We start from the raw sequence: 17,946 nt of genomic DNA, 5'->3' as shown, positions 1-17,946 counted from the left end.
CCTCAGCCCGCCTTTCCGGCCTGTTCGAGCGAGCGGTCGTAGTCGAGCACGGCGCGCAGCAGCACATTGGCCCCGGCGGCGGCGTGGTCGAACTCGATGCTCTCCTCCTCGTTGTGGCTGATGCCCTCGCGGCAGGGCACGAAGATCATCGCGGTCGGCGCCACCCGGGCGATATAGGCGGAATCGTGCCCGGGACCGGAGACGATGCGGCGATGGGAGAAGCCGTTCGCCCGCGCCGCCGCCTCGACCGCGTCGATGCAGGCCGGGTCGAACTTCACTGCCGGCGAATCCCAGATCGCCTCGACCTTGACCTCGAGCTTCAGCTCGGCCGCGATCCGGTCGATCGCCGCTCGCGCCTCGGTCTCCATCACCCCGATCTTCGCGTCATCGGGGTGGCGGTAGTCGATGGTGAAGAAGACCTCGCCCGGGATCACGTTGCGGCTGTTCGGCCGCACCTCGACCAGGCCGACCGTGGCGACCGCATCGGCCGTGGCGTCGCCGACCGCGATCACCGCCTCGATCATCCGGGCGGCGCCGCGCAGCGCGTCGCGGCGCAGCCGCATCGGGGTCGAGCCGGCATGGCTCTCGCGCCCGGTCACCGTCACCTCGTACCAGCGCATGCCCTGCACGCCGGTGACGACGCCGATCACCTTCTCCTCGGCCTCGAGGATCGGTCCCTGCTCGATATGCAGCTCGAAATGCGCGCCGAGCCTGCGCTGGCCGACCGGCTCCGGACCCTTGTAGCCGATCCGCTCCAGCTCCTCGCCGAAGCGATGGCCGTCGCGGTCCTCGCGGCTGTAGGCGTACTCCTTGGTGAACACCCCGGCGAAGACGCCGGAAGCCAGCATCGCCGGGGCGAAGCGGGAGCCCTCCTCATTGGTCCAGTTGATGACCTCGATCGGCGCGTTGGTCTCGTAGCCGGTGTCGTGCAGGGTGCGCAGCAGCTCGAGGCCTGAGAGGACCCCGAGGATGCCGTCGAACTTGCCGCCCGTCGGCTGGGTGTCGAGATGGCTGCCGACGCAGATCGGCGGCAGCGAGTTGTCCCGGCCCGGCCGGCGGGCGAACATGTTGCCGACCTCGTCGACGGTGACGGTGCAGCCGACCGCCTCGCACTGCCGCCGGAACCAGTCCCGCACCTGCTTGTCCAGGTCGGTCAGGGTCAGGCGCTTGACCCCGCCCTTCGGGGTCCTGCCGAACTCGGCGGTCTCCATGATCGCGTCCCAGAGGCGCTGCGGATCGATCTGGATGTTCTGCTGCATCGTCACACGTCCTTGAGGTCACATCCGGGCCCGATCTCCCGATCAGGCCGGCCTGCGGATGAAATCGGCCTCGATGGTGGAGGCCGGCTGGCCCGCCACCTCACGGGTATAGGCCAGCTTCAGATGGGAGCCGTCGACCAGGGTGCGGCGGTAGAGCTGGCGCTCGACCTTGCCTTCCTGGGTGGTGCCGACGACCTCGACCGTCAGGGTCGGGCCGGACAGGCTGGCGGTGGCATAGGCGCGGTCGGCCGGGACCGTGGCGGTCCAGAAGTTCGGCCGGGTCGAGGGCTGGAAGGACAGCTCCCGCTCGCGGAACTCCAGCCCGTCGCCGGGCTGGCCGGCCTGGACGTTGCGCCAGAACAGCCGGAAGCCGCCGTCGCTCCGTGGCTCCACGATCACCGCCGAGGCGCGCTGCACCTCCTCCTGGCTGGCGCCGATCCAGGAGCCTGCGAAATCGTCGAGCTTGGCTTCCGCCACGGGTCCGGATGCCGGCTCCTTGCTGCCGGCACATCCGGCGAGCGCCGCGGCCATGATCCCCACCAGCACCGCGCGTCGCATGACAGCCATCATTCCCCTCGCTTCTTTTCGTATCGAATGATCGGAAGGGCGCCATCATGACCGATCGCTCCCGAGCCGACGATGCCAAATCGCATCAAAAGTCAGGGGTTATTCGGCGGCATCCTTGCGCATGGGGTTGTTGGGGTGGTGCTGCCAGTTCAGATAGGGCAGGCCGGTGTCGACCGCCTGCATGGTGATGCAGTTGTCGACCGGGCAGACATGCATGCACAGGTTGCAGCCGACGCACTCCGCCTCGTTGACCTCGTAGCGCCGCGCCCCCTCCGGCGTGCGCAGCTTGAAGATCGACTGGTGCGAGGTGTCCTCGCAGGCGATGTAGCACTTGCCGCACTGGATGCAGGCGTCCTGGTCGATATGGGCGATCGACTTGAAGTTGATGTTCAGATCCTGCCATTCGACGAAGTTCGGCACAGCCAGCCCCTGGAAGGCGCGGGTGGTCGCATAGCCCTTGCCGTCCATCCAGTTGGCCAGGCCGGACGCCATGTCCTCGACGATCTTGAAGCCGTGGGTCATCGCCGCGGTGCAGACCTGGACGTTGGTGGCGCCCAGCGCCATGAACTCCGCCGCGTCGCGCCAGGTCGAGACGCCGCCGATCGCCGAGATCGCCATGCCCCGGCATTCCGGGTCGCGCGCGATCTGCCCGACCATGCGCAGCGCGATCGGCTTCACCGCCGGGCCGCAATAGCCGCCATGGGTACCGAGGCCGTCGACCGTCGGCGTCGGCGCCATCAGGTCGAGGTCGATCGACACGATCGACTGGATGGTGTTGATCAGCGACACCGCGTCGGCGCCGCCGCGCTTCGCCGCCCGCGCCGGCCCCAGGATGTTGGTGATGTTCGGCGTCAGCTTGACGATCACCGGCATGCGCGAGTGCTGCTTGCACCAGCGGGTGACCATCTCGACATATTCCGGCACCTGGCCGACGGCGGAGCCCATGCCGCGTTCCGACATGCCGTGCGGGCAGCCGAAGTTCAGCTCGATGCCGTCGGCGCCGGTGTCCTCGACCAGCGGCAGGATCGCCTTCCAGCTCGCCTCCTCGCAGGGCACCATCAGCGACACGATCAGTGCCCGGTCCGGCCAGTCGCGCTTGACCTGCTTGATCTCGCGCAGGTTGAGCTCCAGCGGCCGGTCGGTGATCAGCTCGATGTTGTTGAGGCCGGCGACGCGGGTGCCGTTATAGCTGACGGCGCCGTAGCGGGAGGAGACGTTGACCACCGGCGGGTCCTCGCCCAGCGTCTTCCACACCACCCCGCCCCAGCCGGCGCGGAAGGCGCGGACGACGTTGTACTCCTTGTCCGTCGGCGGCGCCGAGGCCAGCCAGTACGGGTTCGGGGAGCGGATCCCCAGGAAGTCGTTGCTCAGATCGGCCATCGAAGCCTCCAAAAGATCCCGCGGCTCTGCGGCCGCTTTCCTGTCGTCCGACCGACGGCGCCGGCCGGGTCAAACCGTCAGCAGCGCCTCGATCTCGTCCGGCAGCCGGTCGCCCCGGAACGGGTTGCGCACGGTAACGCCGCCCAGCGTCACGCCGTCCGCCATGTCTTCGCTCAGCAGCGTGGTGCAGCCATGGCTGTCGGCGGTCGACAGCAGCATCGCATCCCAGTAGCCGAACCGCGCGGCGGCGGCTTCTCGCGCCGCCGTCATGGTGTTCGCCGTGGCCGGGGCCATGGTCGCGAACAGCTCCATCCAATCGGCGACCTGGGCTGCGGCATCGGCCGCCGGCAACAGGCGGCGGCGCTGCGAAGTGACATAGAACTCCCCCAACGCCTGGATCGCGAGAACGCAATCCGTCTGCGCGGCGCGCTCGACGATCTCCCTCGCCCGGCTGTGCTTATTGCCCTCGCCGCTGTCGATCGCATGGATCAGGATGTTGGTGTCCAGGGTGAACCGCCTATCGGTCATGCAGCGCATCCCGGTCGAAAGGCTCCGGCGATTCGCTGCGGTATCCATGAGCCATGCGCGCCCGCGTCCGCTCCAGCGCCGCCTGCTGCGACGGGGTCAGCACGCGCCGGCGCGACACCGGCACCACCCGGGCCACCGGCTCGCCGCGGCGGGTGATGACGAACTCCTGGCCGGATTCGACCGCGCGGATCATCTCGGCGAAGCCCTGATTGGCCTCGCGCAGGGTGATGGTGGTGCTGGATCCGTCGTTCATGGCGTTACTCCTCCGAATGCACTACCAATGTAGCACATTCAGCGCCGCAGCGCCCGGTCGATCGACAGCGCCGCCAGCTTGCCGTCCTGCACGGCGCTGACGGTCAGGTCCTGGCCCGGCACGCAGTCGCCGCCGGCCCAGACGCCGGACAGCGAGGTCTGCCGCTCCTCGTTCACCGCGATGCGGTTGCCGGCCATGTCCAGCGTCTCGGCCTCGTTCGCGAACGCGGAGGGCACGAGGTACTGGCCGATGGCGGTGAAGACCTGATCGGCCAGGATGGTGAAGCGGTCGCCGGTGCCGGTCAGGCGGCCCTGGGCGTCGAGCTGGGTGTGCTCGAACTCGACCTCCTTGACCGACGCGGCCTTGCCGTTGGCCGGCCAGCCCAGGATGCGGCGCGGCTGCGCCCAGTGCCGGACGGTGACGCCGTTGACCTGCGTCCAGTCCTGTTCCTTCCAGGTGGCGGACATCTGCTCGGCGCCGCGGCGGTAGACCAGCATCACCTCCTCCGCCCCCAGCCGCTTGGCCTGGGTGGCGGCGTCGATCGCGGTGTTGCCGCCGCCGATCACCACCACGCGGCGGCCGATCGGCACCGTCCGCTTGTCCGCGGCCTGGCGCAGACGGGCGATGAAGTCGACCGCGCTCTCCACCCCGGCCAGGGTCTCGCCGTCGCAGCCGAGCGCGTTGACCGCGTTGTGGCCGAGGCCGAGGAACACGGCGTCGTAATCGCGGCGCAGCTCGCCCAGGGACACGTCGCGGCCCAGCGCCATGCCGGTGCGGATCTCGATGCCGCCGATCTCGAGGATGTAGGCCAGCTCGGCCTGGGCGAAGCCGTCCGCCATCTTGTAGGCGGCGAGGCCGTATTCGTTCAGCCCGCCAGCCTTCTCTTTCGCCTCGAACACCACGACGTCGTGGCCCAGCACGGCGAGGCGGTGGGCGCAGGCGAGGCCGGCCGGGCCGGCGCCGACCACGGCGATACGCCGGCCGGTCGACGGCGCGCGGCTGAACAGCTGCTCGTTGCGCAGGAACACATGGTCGGTGGCATAGCGCTGCAGGGCGCTGATCGCCACCGGCTTCTCCTCCTGGTGGTTGCGGACGCAGGCGTCCTCGCACAGCTCCTCGACCGGGCAGACCCGGGCGCACATGCCGCCCATGATGTTGGCGGTCAGGATGGTCTGCGCCGCGCCCTTCACATTGTCGGTGGCGATGCCCTTGATGAAGGCCGGGATGTCGATGCCGGTCGGGCAGGCCTCGATGCAGGGCGCGTCGTAGCAGAAATAGCAGCGGCTGGCTTCGATCAGCGCGGTGCGCCGGTCGAGCGGCGGATGGATCTCCGCGAAGTCCTCGGCGATGCGCTCGGCGCCGAGGCGCCCGGCCGCGATGTCGGATCCCGTCGTCATTCCCCAGCCTCCGATGGCCGGTCCGACCGGCGCTCCGCCCGTCGACCTCGGCCGTCCTGTCATGGGCGCGCCCGGATTCTCCCGGTTCTCGCCGCGGCCCAGCCTCTCCTGACCGAAACGGTATCGAGAACCTGACCAAATGGTCAACTCTATTTTCAATTGAGAGTCACTATCATTCTCGGTTGTTGCGCGAAGCCGAATCGTGCTAGGAACGTTTCGGGAACGCGAAACAAGCGCACGGGAGACGGCGCATGGACCGACATGTCCGATGGGCCCCGGCCGACGGCATCGGCCTGGAGCATCTGCGGCTGCACCGCAGCGGCGCCTGGATCCAGGCCGACAGCGTGGTGATCGGTGGCGACGAGGGCGTCGAATGGGCGCTGAGCTACGCCATGGTGATGGATTCGGAATGGCGGGTGCGGTCGGTGGCGGTGACCGACCATGCCGGGGACCGTCGGCTGCGGCTTCTGGCCGATGGCGGCGGCGCCTGGACCACCGGCGACGGCACGCCGCTGCCGCAGCTGGACGGCTGCATCGATGTCGACCTGGTGGCGACGCCCTTCACCAACACGCTGCCGATCCGGCGGCTGGGGCTGCAGCCCGGCGAATCGGCCGAGATCCGGGTGGCGTATCTGGCGCTGCCGGACCTGGCGCCCTTCGCCGCGCCGCAGCGCTACACCGCGCTGGCGCTGCGGCGCTGGCGGTTCGAATCGCTGGACGGCAGCGGCTTCGCCGCCGAGATCAGCACCGACGCCAACGAGCTGGTGCTGGATTATCCGGGCCTGTACCGCCGGGTGGGGTGACGACGCCGCGGCGGCACCTCACCCCGAGTTCATCTCCGCGCCAGCCTCGTGCAACGCTCCGTCGCCTAGTTTCCGACGCTGCGGACGCATGCGTCGGACAGGGACATCCGGCTGCCCGGCCCTCAGCGTGGCCGGCGGCCGAGGAGGAACGGATGAAAGCGCAGATCCTGGCGGGGATCGCCGCGGCGGCCCTGCTCTGCGGCGTCGGCCCGGCGTTGGCGGACGATCCGCCGGCCCGGGTCGGGCGGCTGGCCGACATCTCCGGCGCGGTGTCGCTGCGCCTCGACCCGGCCCAGCCCTGGGCGGTGGCCGCCCGCAACCAGCCGGTGACCTCCGGCATGTCGCTGTGGACCGAGCCGCAGGCCCGGGCGGCGCTGGAGATCGGCCCGACCGAGCTGCATCTCGGCGACCAAGCCGAGCTGGACATCCGGCAGCTGGACGACAGCGCCTTTGCCGCCCAGCTGGGCCAGGGATCGGTCAACATCGACATCGCCGACCTGCAGGCGGGCGAGAGCTGGACGGTTGACACCCCGCGCGGCACGATCACGCTGGACCGGCCGGGCGAATACCGCATCGACGCCGGCACCACCCAGGACCCGACCCAGGTGGTGGTGTTCTCCGGCGAGGCGCAGATCGCCGGCGGGCCGGACGGGCCAGTCGACATCCAGGGCGGCGAGACCGGCGTGGTCGCCGGCGGCAGCGATCCGTTCAGCTACACGCTGGCGCAATCGGCCGACCGCAGCCCGCTGGACGACTGGGCCGACGGCCGGATCCGGGCGGCGGACACGGCGCCGCGCTACGTCTCGCGCGCCATGACCGGCTGGCAGGACCTGGCCGCCGCCGGCACTTGGCGCGAGACGCCGGGCACCGGCGCGATCTGGTATCCGACTGACGTCCCGTCCGGCTGGGTGCCCTACCGCTATGGCCGGTGGTCCTACGACAGCCGCTGGGGCTGGACCTGGATCGACGACCAGCCCTGGGGCTTCGCGCCGTTCCACTACGGCCGCTGGGCCTATGTCGACGACCGCTGGGGCTGGGTGCCCGGCCCGGTCGAGATGCATCCGGTCTACGCCCCCGCCCTGGTCAGCTTCTTCGCCGGCGCGGCGGTCGGCGCCGCCGTCACCCTGGCGGCCGACAGCCACCCGATCGGCTGGTATCCGCTGGGCCCGGGCGAGATCTACCGCCCGCCCTACCGGGTCAGCGACACCTATGTCCGGAACGTGAACGTCACCAACATCCGGAACGTCCAGATCAACCGGATCACCAACATCCACAACGGTCCCACCACGATCGTCGAGGACGGCGCCAACCGCCGCTTCGCCACGGTGGTGCCGGCACAGGTCCTGGCCGGCCGCCAGCCGGTGGCTCATGCGGCGCTGCCGGTGGCGGCGGACCAGCTGGACCATGCCAGGCTGACCCCGGTCGCGGCCCTGCCGCATCCCGAGGGCCCGGCTGCCGGCCAGACGCCGGCGCCGCATCCGGCGCTTTCCCGCGGACCGGAGGCTCCCGGACCGGGAGGCCACCTGCCGCTGGCCGCAGCCGACCCGACCCGGCCCCGCCCGCCGGCGCCGAGCCAGCCGGCCCGGCCGATCGACCGCGCGGCGGGCCCGGCCGCTCCGGCCCAGGCCACCGGACCGTCGCCCGTGGCGCCGACCGGCACGCCGCCCGCCGCCGGAACCGCACAGGCCCAGCCGGCGCATCCGCCCCTGCCCGCCCCCAGCCAGCGCGGACCCGAACCGCCGAGCGCCGCCGCCCGGCCCGGCCCCGCATCGCAGGAGCAGCATCCGCCGCTGCCGGAGCGCAGCCAACGGCCGCCGCCTCCGCCGGCCCGCCGCCCCCGCCACCGCCCGACAAGCGGCAGCAGCAGGACCAGACCTGACCGCGCGGACCCTCACCGCCGGTTATGACGTCCCGAAGCCGCGGTCCTGGCCTGCCCCCGGATTCCCGCTACACTCGCGGCGACCGTTGGTGAGGAGCCCGCATCGTGGATATCAGGCGTCCCTATCTGCTGTTCCTCGGGGATGCCCCCGACCAGCTCGCCGCCAAGACCGCCTATGGCGTGGCCCAGTGGCGCCGTGAGGTCTGCGTCGGCCAGCTTCGGCTGGACGGCTGCCGTGCCACCTGCGGCCTGCCCGACCTGACGCTGGAGGAGGCGGCGGCGCAGGGCGCCCAGACGCTGATCATCGGCGTGGCCAACCGCGGCGGCCGGATCTCCGAGGCCTGGCAGGACACCATGCTGCGGGCGCTGGAGCTCGGCATGGACATCGCCTCGGGCCTGCACAGCCGCATCGCCGACCTGCCGGCGGTGGCGGCGCGCGCCCGGGCGCTGGGCCGCAGCCTGTTCGACGTGCGCCACCCAGACCGCGACTTCGACGTCGCCACCGGCGTGCCGCGCCGCGGCCGGCGCCTGCTGACCGTCGGCACCGACTGTTCGGTCGGCAAGATGTTCACCTCGCTGGCGCTGGAGCGCGAGATGAAGGCCCGCGGCTTCAAGGCGGATTTCCGCGCCACCGGCCAGACCGGCATCCTGATCGCCGGCGGCGGCGTCTCGGTCGACGCCGTGGTGGCCGACTTCATCTCCGGCGCCACCGAATGGCTGGCGCCGGAGGCCGAGACCGACCATTGGGACCTGATCGAGGGCCAGGGGTCGCTGTTCCACGCCTCCTACGCCGGCGTGTCGCTGGGCCTGCTGCACGGCGCCCAGGCCGAGGCGCTGGTGATGTGCCATGAGCCCGGGCGGCCGCATATGCGCGGCCTGCCGAACTTCCCCCTCCCCGACCTGGCCGACTGCATCGCCCTGAACGAGCGCTGCGCCCGGCTGACCAATCCGGACGCGAAGGTCGTCGGTCTTGCCTTCAACACCTCGGCGCTGGACCCGCAGGCGGCGGAGCGGGCGCTGAAGGAGGCGGAGGACCGCTTCGGCCTGCCGACGGTCGACCCGGTGCGCACCGGCGTCGCCGCCATCGTCGACCGGCTGCCGGCCCCGGTGCACGCGTGATCGGCCGAATCCTCTCGGTCCGGCAGGCGGTGTGGCCGATCCGCGGCGTCTTCACCATCTCGCGCGGCAGCCGCACCGAGGCGCGGACGCTGATCGCCGAGATCGCCGCCGGCGGTGCTGTCGGCCGCGGCGAATGCACGCCCTATGCCCGCTACGGCGAGAGCCTGGAGAGCGTGACCGCCCAGATCGAGAGCGTGGCCCAGGCCATCGCCGACGGCGCCGACCGGCCGGGGCTGGAGGCGCTGCTGCCGCCGGGCGCGGCCCGCAACGCGGTCGACTGCGCGCTGTGGGACCTGGAGGCCAAGCTGGCCGGGGTGCCGGCCTGGGCCGTGGCCGGCCTCCCGGAGCCCGGCCCGGTCACCACCGTCTACACGCTGAGCCTGGACACGGTGGAGAAGATGGGCGAGGCGGCGCGGCAGTCGGCGCACCGGCCGCTGTTGAAGCTGAAGCTGACCGGCGACGGCGACCTGGAGCGGGTGCAGGCGGTGCGGGAGAACGCGCCGGCCAGCCGGCTTGTGGTCGACGCCAACGAGGCTTGGTCGATCGGCCATCTCGAGCGCTTCGGCCCGGCCTTCGCCGCGCTCGGCGTCGAGGTGATCGAGCAGCCGCTGAAGGCGTCCGAGGACGACGCGCTGCTGGGCTTCGCGAGCCCGATCCCGCTCTGCGCCGACGAGAGCTGCCACGACACCGCCAGCCTGGACCGCTGCGCCGGCAAATACGCCATGGTCAACATCAAGCTGGACAAGGCCGGCGGCCTGACCGAGGCGCTGCGGCTGCGTGCCGCAGCCCGCGAGCGCGGCTTCGCCGTGATGGTCGGCTGCATGGTCGCCTCCTCCCTCGCCATGGCGCCGGCGACGCTGGTGGCGCAGGGGGCGGAGGTGGTGGACCTCGACGGGCCGCTGCTGCTGGCCCAGGACCACGATCCTGCCCTGCGCTATGACGGCGCCACGGTGTACCCGCCGGAGCCGGCGCTGTGGGGCTGAGGCGGGATCGGCTCCCGCTCCGGCTCGCCGTGCAAGGCAGCTTTTCCTTTCATTGGTAAGAGGCTCGACTCGAAATCTGGACGCCATGCCCCTAGATGAAGGAGGCTGTGCTGCGAGGGGCGGACCATGGGCGTCGTGATCGAGAAAGACCATCCGATGACGAGCTGTACCGGCTCACCCGCGCTGGACTGGCTGCTCTACGAGGCGCCGAGCATCCGTGACACCGGCCAGCTGCTCGAGGAATTCTGCAACCGCCTGGTCGCCGAGAACGTCCCGGTCGCGCGCGGCTTGGCGATCATCCCGGCCCTCCACCCGCTCTATTTCGGCACCGCCTATATCTGGCGCGGCACCGGCGCGATCGAGCGCCGCCGCGGCCTGTGGGAGAACCGGAACGCGCCCGAATATCTGGAGAGCCCGATCCGCGTGGTGATCGAGGAGGGGGCGGACGCGGTGCGCCGCCGGCTGACCGGCCCGAAGGCGCAGTTGGACTTCCCGGTGCTGGTCGAGTTCCGCGACGAAGGGCTGACCGACTACGCCCTGTTCGGCCTCGGCTTCACCAGCGGGCGCCGCTCCGCCATCTCCTTCGCCACGCGCGAGGAGGGCGGGTTCAGCGAGGAGGCCCTGGCCAAGATCGACCGGCTGATGCCGGTGCTGACCCGGCTGATCGAGATCCACACCCTGCGCGCCACCGCGGTCGACCTCCTGGACACCTATGTCGGCCACGACGCCGGCGCCCGCATTCTGAATGGCCAGATCCGCCGGGGCATGTCGGAATCGCTGCACGCCGCGATCTGGTACTGCGACCTGCGCGACTTCACGGCGATGAGCGAGAAGGTCGGGCGCGAGGAGATCGTCGCCTCGCTCGACAGCTATTTCGAGACGATGGCCGCGGCGGTGCAGGAATCCGGCGGCGAGATCCTGAAGTTCATTGGCGACGCCATGCTGGCGATCTTCCCGGTGGATGAGGAGCAGGGCGTGCAGGACGCCGCGACCAAGGCCCTGACCGCCGCCGCGGTGGCCGAGCACGGCATGGCCGCGCTGAACGCGAAGCGGGTCGAGGAGGGCCGGCCGGCGCTCGATTACGGGCTGTCGCTGCATATCGGCGAGGTGATGTACGGCAACATCGGCGCTGCCGACCGGCTGGACTTCACCGTGATCGGCCCCGCGGTCAACCTGGCCAGCCGGGTCGAGGCGCTGTGCCGCATCACCGGCCGCCGGCCGCTGATGACCGATGCCTTCCGCCGCGCCGCCGGGGTGGAGGCCGAGCCGATGGGCCGGTTCAGCCTGCGCGGCGTGTCGGAGGAGCAGGAGGTGTTCAGCCCGGTGCGCCTGCCGCTCCCGGCCGAGGCCGAGGCGGCCGCCGAGTAGGTCAGCCCCCGCCGGACGCCTGCAGGTCGGACCCCAGGACCGTCCCGTCCGCCAGCGCCCGCCGGGCCTCGCCGCGGATTTCCGCGCCCGAGGGCAGGTCGGGCCCCGGATGCAGCATCCAGTCGGCGATGTCGCGCTGCGGCGTGCGGCGGCCGAGGTCGCGCAGCAGCCAGTGCCAGCCGCGGCTGTAGGAGGCGACGACCAGGTCCGGCCGCCGCGGCAGGCGGCGCAGCAGCAGGTTGACCGAGGCCGGCGCCAGCACCTGCTCGTGCTCGCCCAGCAGCACCAGGGTCGGTTCCGAAATCTCCGCCGCCGCATCGGAGGCGCGGCCCATCAGGTCGACCAGCCCGTCGATCGCGTCGACCCGGGTCGCCCGGATGTAGAGCGGGTCGCGTCCGAGCGCGACCAGCATCGGCACGTTGTCGCTGGCCTGGACGCCGAGGTTGCGCCCGGTGAAGGTCATCGCCGGGATCAGCCGGCGGGTCAGCCACAGGGCCACCCGCGGGATCGTGGCCATGCTCTGCCGGCCCCAGGTGGCCGGGGCGGACAGGATCAGCCCGGCCATCGGCGGATGGTGCGGCCCGGTCGCGGTCAGGATCGCGACGGCGCCGCCCATGCTCTCGCCCAGCAGATAGACCGGCACGCCGGGATGGCGCGCCTCCAGCAGCTGCAGCGCCGTGGCGGCGTCGGCGGCCAGCGTCTCCGCCCCCGGCCAGATGCCGCGCTGGGCGGTGTCGCCGAAGCCGCGCTGGTCATAGGCGTAGGTGGCGATGCCGAGCTGGCCCCAGAACCTGGCCGGATCGTCGAAGGCGCGGCCGTATTCGTTGAAGCCGTGCAGCGCCAGCACCACCGCGCGCGGCTTGTCGACCGGCCCCCAGCGCCGCAGCGGCAGGCGGTAGCCATCGGCCGCGATCACCGCGTCGGCCTCCAGCCGCGGCGTCCCGTTCGAGACACCCATCGGCTGGACCATCGCCCCGCAGGCGGCGACCAGGAGGAGGGTGAGGCAGGCGAGGAGACGGGCAAGAGGCCGGCAGATGCTTGGTCGCCGACCCGCCCTCCTATCCTCCCCCTCCCCTTGCGGGAGGAGGTAGGGGGAGGGGTTGGTGCAGCAAGGCCCTTGTCGGAAAATCGTCGCAGCCTGGCGGCGATCCCGGATCTCCTCGCATCGCCGCCCGTCATCGACACCCCCCCCTACCCCTCCCGCAAGGGGAGGGGGAGAATAGAGGGCTTGGGCCGGCATCAACGGAGCGAAGGCTGTCATGACGGATCTGTCGCTCACCATGATCCCATTTCAGCCGCCCGCCGCGGCGGGATCAAGGTGTCGCGACCTCCTGCGGCAGCCGGCCCTCCAGCAGGTCGCGCCGCTCGCGGAACAGGGCGACCAGGGAATCCATCACCCGGCGCACCCGCGACAGGGCCCGCAGGTCGCGATGGACCAGGAGCCACTGGTCGACCCCGACCTCCTCCACCACCGGCCCCAGCCGGCGCAGGCCCGAATCGGGGTCGCCGGCATAACAGGGCAGCAGGCCGATCGCCTCGCCGCTGCGCACCGCCTGGTGCAGCACCAGCCAGTTGTTGACCCGCACCGCCGGCCGGGCTCCCTGCAGCAGCTCCGCCACCCAGGCCTGGCCGGGCATGTAGGCGTGCTCCTCGTCGAAGCCGGCCCAGGTCAGGCCGCGCAGCCCCTCCGGCGACGCGTCGGCGATGTCGCGGCCGCGGGCGGCGTAGATCGCGTATTCCACCCGGCCCAGCCGCCGCGCCACCAGGCTCGGGATGTCCGGCACCTGCTCGCGGATCAGCAGGTCGGCCTCGCGCCGCGACAGGTTGACCAGCATGTGGCTGGCCGCCAGCTCGATCTCGATGCATTGCAGGCCGCGCCGCAGCCGCGGCAGGTGGTCGGCCAGGAACCCGGCCATCGCCTCGCCGGCCGAGACCCGGACCGTGCCGTGCGCGGTGTCACCGAGTCCCGCGCTGCGGCGCTGGATCGATTCGGCGGCACGCTCCATCGCCTCGGTATCGGCCAGCAGCTCCTCGCCCGCCGCGGTCAGCACGAAACGGTCCGGCAGCCGGTCGAACAGCCGGGCGCCGATCGCCTCCTCCAGCCCGCGCACCCGCCGCGCCACGGTCGGGTGGCTGACCTGCAGCCGCCGCGCCGCGGCGGTCAGGTTGCCCTCGCGCGCCAGCGTCAGGAACACGCGCAGATCGTCCCAGTCGGCGGCCATGGCCGGCTTCTCCTGCACCGATATGCCTGAACAGAAACGTACAGCCCCTCCTCGAATTTGTCGAATTCCGTTCACCAGCGTTCACATTATCGTCAGGTCGGAACCGGCCCGACCCATCCGACGACAGGCGGCCGGCGGCGTCCTTTCATCAGAGGGAAACACGCGCGATGCATTTCGAACCGCGCCTGTGGAGGTTCACGGAAGGCGTCCGCCTCCGCATCGTCTGGGCCGTGGCGATCGGGCTGGTCTCGGTCGCGCTCGGCGTCGCCCGGCTGGCCCTGCTGGGCTGGCTGATCGGCCAGGTCTTCGCCGGCCGGCCGCTGGCCGGGCTGGTGCCTTCCATCGCCCTGATCGCCGGCGTGATGGTGCTGCGCGGCGTGTTCGAGCACTGGCGGGTGATGATCGCGCATGAGACCGCGTCGCAGGTCCAGGCCCGGCTGCGACGCACCATCTTCGACCGCATCGCGGCGCTGGGGCCCGGCACGGTGGCCCGCCGCCGGTCCGGCGCCCTGACCCTGTCGCTGATCGACGGGGTGGAGCAGCTGGAGGTCTATTTCGGCCAGTTCCTGCCGCAGTTCCTGATCTCGCTGCTGACCCCGATCCTGATCTTCGCCGCCATCGCCTTCGTCGACCTGCCGGTGGCGGCGGTGATGCTGGCCTTCGCCCTGATCGCCCTGTTCGGCCCGGCGCTGTGGCACAAGCACGAGACCGGCAGCTCGCTGCAGCTGCGCCAGGTCTATGCCGATTTCGCCGCCGAGTTCCTGGATTCGGTCCAGGGCCTGGCGACGCTGAAGGCCTTCGGCCAGAGCAAGGCCCGCGCCGCGGTGCTGGAGACCAAGGCACGGTCGCTGTTCCGCAGCACCATGCGGGTGCTGGCGACCAACGTGCTGGCCCGCGGCATCACCGACAGCGCCATCGCCTGCGGCGCCGCCGCGGCCCTGGCGCTGGGTGTCTGGCGGGTGGAATCCGGCGCCATGGCCCTGTCGGCGCTGCTGGTCATCCTGATGCTGGGCGTCGAGATCTTCCGGCCGATGCGCGAGCTGCGGTCGGTGCTGCACCAGGGCATGGTCGGCCTGTCCGCCGCCCAGGGCATCTACCAGGTGCTGGACGACGTGCCGGAGGTGGCGGATGCCGCCCCGGCGGCGCTGGCCCGGCCGCTGGCCCCGACCATCGAATTCGACGGCGTGCGCTTCCGCTACCCCGGCACCCGCCGCACCATCCATGAGGCGCTGAGCTTCGAGGCCAGGGCCGGCGAGCGGATCGGCCTGGTCGGCCCGTCCGGCGGCGGCAAGTCGTCGATCGTGCGCCTGCTGCTGCGCTTCTACGACCCCGAGGCCGGCGCGATCCGCCTGGGCGGGCACGATCTGCGCGGCCTGTCCTTCGACCAGATCCGGTCGATGATCTCGGTGGTCAACCAGGACACCTTCCTGTTCCACGGCACGGTCGAGGACAACATCCGCATGGGCCGGCCGGAGGCGACCGAGGCCGAGGTCGAGGCCGCCGCCCGCGCCGCCAACATCCACGGCTTCGTCCAGACCCTGCCGCAGGGCTACAGGACCGTGGTCGGCGAGAAGGGCGTGAAGCTGTCCGGCGGTCAGCGCCAGCGCGTCGCCATCGCCCGGGCGCTGCTGCGCGACACCCCGATCCTGGTGCTGGACGAGGCGCTGTCCGCGGTCGACGCCGAGAACGAGGCGGTGATCCAGGAGGCGCTGGACCGGCTGATGCAGGGCCGCACCACGCTGGTGCTGGCGCACCGGCTGTCGAGCGTGATCGGCTGCGACCGCATCCTGGTGCTGGACCGCGGCCGGGTGGTGGAGAGCGGCCCCCATGCCGCGCTGATGCAGCAGGGCGGCGTCTATGCCGGGCTGATGGCCGAGCAGGCCCGCGAATCGGCCGCCGGCGCCATCATCGACGCGCCCGTCGCCGCCCGCACGGTCGAGTCGGCGCCCACAGCGCCGGCGGCCGCAACCAAGGTGGAGACCGAAGGCATCCTCAAGGCCGAGGGGCTGGGCTGGGGCCGGCTGGTGGCCGAGCTGATGAAGCTGGCCAGGCCCTGGAAGGGCAAGCTGGCCCTGACCTTCGCCTTCGGGGTGCTGCGCGTTGTCGCCTTCATCGGCGTGGGCGTGCTGAGCGCGCTGGTCCTGCTGGCGCTGAAGAACGGCGAGCCCTATGGTGGCCTGCTCTGGGCCCTGGCTGTCGTCGCGCCGCTGTCCGGCGTGCTGCACTGGCTGGAATCCTGGATCGCCCACGACATGGCCTTCCGCCTGCTGGCCGACATGCGCGCCGACGTGTTCCGCAAGCTCGACGCCCTGGCCCCGGCCTATCTGGTGCGGCGGCGCACCGGCGACCTGATGGCGCTGGTCACCCATGACATCGAGCTGGTGGAGTACTTCTTCGCCCACACCGTGGCGCCGGCCTTCGTCGCGGTGCTGGTGCCGGCCGCGGTGCTGGCCGTGCTGGTCTGGGCCAGCCCGTGGATCGCGCTGGCGCTGCTGCCCTTCCTGCTGGCCGTGGCCGTCAGCCCGTTCCTGATGCGCGGCCGGGTCGACCGGCTGGGCTCCGAATCGCGGGAGGCGGCCGGCGAGCTGGGCGCCTTCGCCGTCGATTCGGTGCAGGGGCTGGGCGAGATCGTCGCCTTCCAGCAGGAGAAGGCGCGCGGCGATCGGCTGGACGCGCTGTCGCAGCGCTTCATCCGGCTGCGCCTGCCCTTCTTCGCCGAGCTGACCCGGCAGCAGAGCCTGCTGGAGATCCTGACCGGCCTGGGCGGCCTGGCCGTGGTGGTGACCGGCGCCGCGCTGTCCACCCATGGCGCCATCGACCCCGGCCTGCTGCCGCTCTTGACGATCCTGGCGATGTCGGCCTTCCTGCCGGTGTCGGAGATCGCGCAGATCGGCCGCCAGCTGGCCGACACGCTGGGCGCCACCCGCCGCATCTACGGGCTGAAGGCCGAGCCGGTGCCGGTGGTGGACGGGCCGGGCGTGCCGGACCATGCGGGTCCGGCGGCGCTGGCGCTGCAGGGCGTCGGCTTCACCTATCCCGGCCAGGGCCGGCGCGCCCTGGCCGGGGTGACGGTCGAGATCCCGGCCGGCAGGACCGTGGCGCTGGTCGGCACCTCCGGCGCCGGCAAGACCACCACGGCCCAGCTGCTGATGCGGTTCTGGGACCCGGACGAAGGCCGGATCACCCTGAACGGGTCCGACCTGCGCGACTACGAGCTCGACGACCTGCGCCGGCGCATCGCGCTGGTGGCCCAGGACACCTACCTGTTCAACGACACGCTGCGCGCCAACATTCGCATCGCGCGGCCGGAGGCGAGCGAGGCGGAGCTGGCAGAGGCGATCGAGCACGCCTCGCTGGCCGAGCTGGTCGCGACCCTGCCCGAGGGGCTCGATTCGCCGGTGGGCGAGCGCGGCACCGCCCTGTCCGGCGGCCAGCGCCAGCGCGTCGCCATCGCCCGCGCCTTCCTGAAGAACGCCTCGGTCCTGATCCTGGACGAGGCGACCTCGCATCTCGACACGGTGAACGAGCAGGCGGTGCGCCGGGCGCTGGACCGGCTGCAGGCGGACCGCACCACCATCGTCATCGCCCACCGCCTGTCGACCGTGCGCGACGCCGACCTGATCGTGGTGCTGGACGAGGGCCGGGTGGCCGAGACCGGGACCCACGCGGCGCTCCTGGCCCGCGGCGGCCTCTACGCCCAGCTGGTCTCCCGCCAGCTGGCATCGGCGCAGGCGGCGCAGTAGGCGTGAACGGTTGTGCCGTCGGCCCTTGAGACCCGCTCTCCGGCCCCTTTCTCGTCATGGCGAGGCGCGCAGCGCCGTGGCCATCCAGAGGGCGGTGCCACTGGATGGCCACGCCCCTTCGGGGCTCGCCATGACGGGTCTATATTTCGGCGCCGGTAGTGAGATCGTCACGCCTGCGGAGCTGCTGAGGAGGATCGGATGAGCAAGGCCAACTATGCGCTGCGTCTTCAGCCTTCGCTCAAGAGCGCGGCGGAACGCCTGGCGGCGGCTGAAGGCACCAGCCTGAACCAGTTCATCAACGTCGCCGTGGCCGAAAAGCTGTCGGCGCTCGAAACGGAGGAATTCTTCCGGAAGCGGGCGGCTACAGGAGACCGGGCGGCGTTCCTGCGCTTCCTCGACGAGGCCGGCGACGAACCGCCGGCCGACGAGGACGCCGGCTGAGACG

Annotated in this window: 15 protein-coding genes; 7 read left to right on the top strand and 8 right to left on the bottom strand. The window is 71.6% G+C overall.

Annotation, left to right across the window (positions count from 1 at the left end; genetic code table 11):
- Window positions 1–2 precede the first annotated feature (2 nt).
- The 6 genes from LG391_RS23540 to LG391_RS23515 form a co-directional block, all read right to left on the bottom strand.
- A complete protein-coding gene (locus LG391_RS23540) occupies window positions 3–1,259 on the bottom strand; it encodes a Zn-dependent hydrolase (protein ID WP_225770483.1) in 1,257 nt (418 codons plus the stop codon).
- 42 nt (window positions 1,260–1,301) lie between these two features.
- Entirely contained in the window at window positions 1,302–1,817 is a 516-nt protein-coding gene (locus LG391_RS23535; protein ID WP_225770482.1) for a hypothetical protein, read from the bottom strand.
- A gap of 108 nt (window positions 1,818–1,925) precedes the next feature.
- Entirely contained in the window at window positions 1,926–3,206 is a 1,281-nt protein-coding gene (preA, locus tag LG391_RS23530) for an NAD-dependent dihydropyrimidine dehydrogenase subunit PreA (protein WP_225770481.1), read from the bottom strand.
- Between the two features lie 69 nt (window positions 3,207–3,275).
- On the bottom strand, window positions 3,276–3,734 hold the full coding sequence (locus tag LG391_RS23525) for a PIN domain-containing protein (RefSeq protein WP_225770480.1): 459 nt from the start codon (window positions 3,732–3,734) through the stop codon (window positions 3,276–3,278).
- Window positions 3,724–3,987 (bottom strand): type II toxin-antitoxin system Phd/YefM family antitoxin, encoded by a 264-nt coding sequence (locus LG391_RS23520; protein ID WP_225770479.1) that lies wholly within the window; start codon window positions 3,985–3,987, stop codon window positions 3,724–3,726. The genes LG391_RS23525 and LG391_RS23520 overlap by 11 nt, the downstream gene beginning before the upstream one ends.
- 38 nt (window positions 3,988–4,025) lie before the next feature.
- On the bottom strand, window positions 4,026–5,384 hold the full coding sequence (locus LG391_RS23515) for an NAD(P)-dependent oxidoreductase (RefSeq protein ID WP_225770478.1): 1,359 nt from the start codon (window positions 5,382–5,384) through the stop codon (window positions 4,026–4,028).
- A 251-nt stretch (window positions 5,385–5,635) separates the two neighbouring features.
- On the opposite strand from LG391_RS23515, the gene LG391_RS23510 reads away from it, so the two are divergent.
- From LG391_RS23510 to LG391_RS23490, 5 genes are all read left to right on the top strand, one after another.
- Window positions 5,636–6,187, top strand: a complete 552-nt coding sequence (locus tag LG391_RS23510) for a putative glycolipid-binding domain-containing protein (RefSeq protein ID WP_225770477.1) — start codon at window positions 5,636–5,638, stop codon at window positions 6,185–6,187.
- Between the two features lie 152 nt (window positions 6,188–6,339).
- Window positions 6,340–8,094: a DUF6600 domain-containing protein gene (locus LG391_RS23505; protein ID WP_225770476.1), complete on the top strand. Its 1,755-nt coding sequence runs from the start codon at window positions 6,340–6,342 to the stop codon at window positions 8,092–8,094.
- Window positions 8,095–8,171: 77 nt separating this feature from the next.
- Window positions 8,172–9,185, top strand: a complete 1,014-nt coding sequence (gene dgcN / locus LG391_RS23500) for an N-acetyltransferase DgcN (protein WP_225770475.1) — start codon at window positions 8,172–8,174, stop codon at window positions 9,183–9,185.
- Window positions 9,182–10,168, top strand: a complete 987-nt coding sequence (gene dgcA / locus LG391_RS23495; protein ID WP_225770474.1) for an N-acetyl-D-Glu racemase DgcA — start codon at window positions 9,182–9,184, stop codon at window positions 10,166–10,168. Before dgcN ends, dgcA begins: the two co-directional genes overlap by 4 nt.
- 156 nt (window positions 10,169–10,324) lie before the next feature.
- Window positions 10,325–11,536, top strand: a complete 1,212-nt coding sequence (locus LG391_RS23490) for an adenylate/guanylate cyclase domain-containing protein (protein WP_225770473.1) — start codon at window positions 10,325–10,327, stop codon at window positions 11,534–11,536.
- A 1-nt stretch (window position 11,537) separates the two neighbouring features.
- On the opposite strand, the gene LG391_RS23485 is transcribed toward LG391_RS23490, so the two are convergent.
- Together LG391_RS23485 and LG391_RS23480 are read right to left on the bottom strand one after the other, a co-directional pair.
- On the bottom strand, window positions 11,538–12,494 hold the full coding sequence (locus tag LG391_RS23485; RefSeq protein ID WP_225770472.1) for an alpha/beta fold hydrolase: 957 nt from the start codon (window positions 12,492–12,494) through the stop codon (window positions 11,538–11,540).
- 355 nt (window positions 12,495–12,849) lie between these two features.
- The gene (locus LG391_RS23480) at window positions 12,850–13,758 is read right to left on the bottom strand and encodes a LysR family transcriptional regulator (protein ID WP_225770471.1); all 909 of its coding nucleotides are present in this window, start codon (window positions 13,756–13,758) and stop codon (window positions 12,850–12,852) included.
- 167 nt (window positions 13,759–13,925) lie between these two features.
- On the opposite strand from LG391_RS23480, the gene LG391_RS23475 reads away from it, so the two are divergent.
- Together LG391_RS23475 and LG391_RS23470 are read left to right on the top strand one after the other, a co-directional pair.
- Window positions 13,926–17,501 carry an ABC transporter ATP-binding protein gene (locus LG391_RS23475; RefSeq protein WP_225770470.1) on the top strand — a complete coding sequence of 1,192 codons (3,576 nt, stop codon included), beginning with the start codon at window positions 13,926–13,928 and terminating at the stop codon, window positions 17,499–17,501.
- A 198-nt stretch (window positions 17,502–17,699) separates the two neighbouring features.
- On the top strand, window positions 17,700–17,942 hold the full coding sequence (locus LG391_RS23470) for a toxin-antitoxin system HicB family antitoxin (RefSeq protein WP_225770469.1): 243 nt from the start codon (window positions 17,700–17,702) through the stop codon (window positions 17,940–17,942).
- Window positions 17,943–17,946 lie beyond the last annotated feature (4 nt).

The sequence above is a fragment of the Inquilinus sp. Marseille-Q2685 genome (assembly GCF_916619195.1).
GTDB lineage: Bacteria > Pseudomonadota > Alphaproteobacteria > DSM-16000 > Inquilinaceae > Inquilinus.
This window is presented reverse-complemented; position numbering and strand designations above follow the sequence as displayed.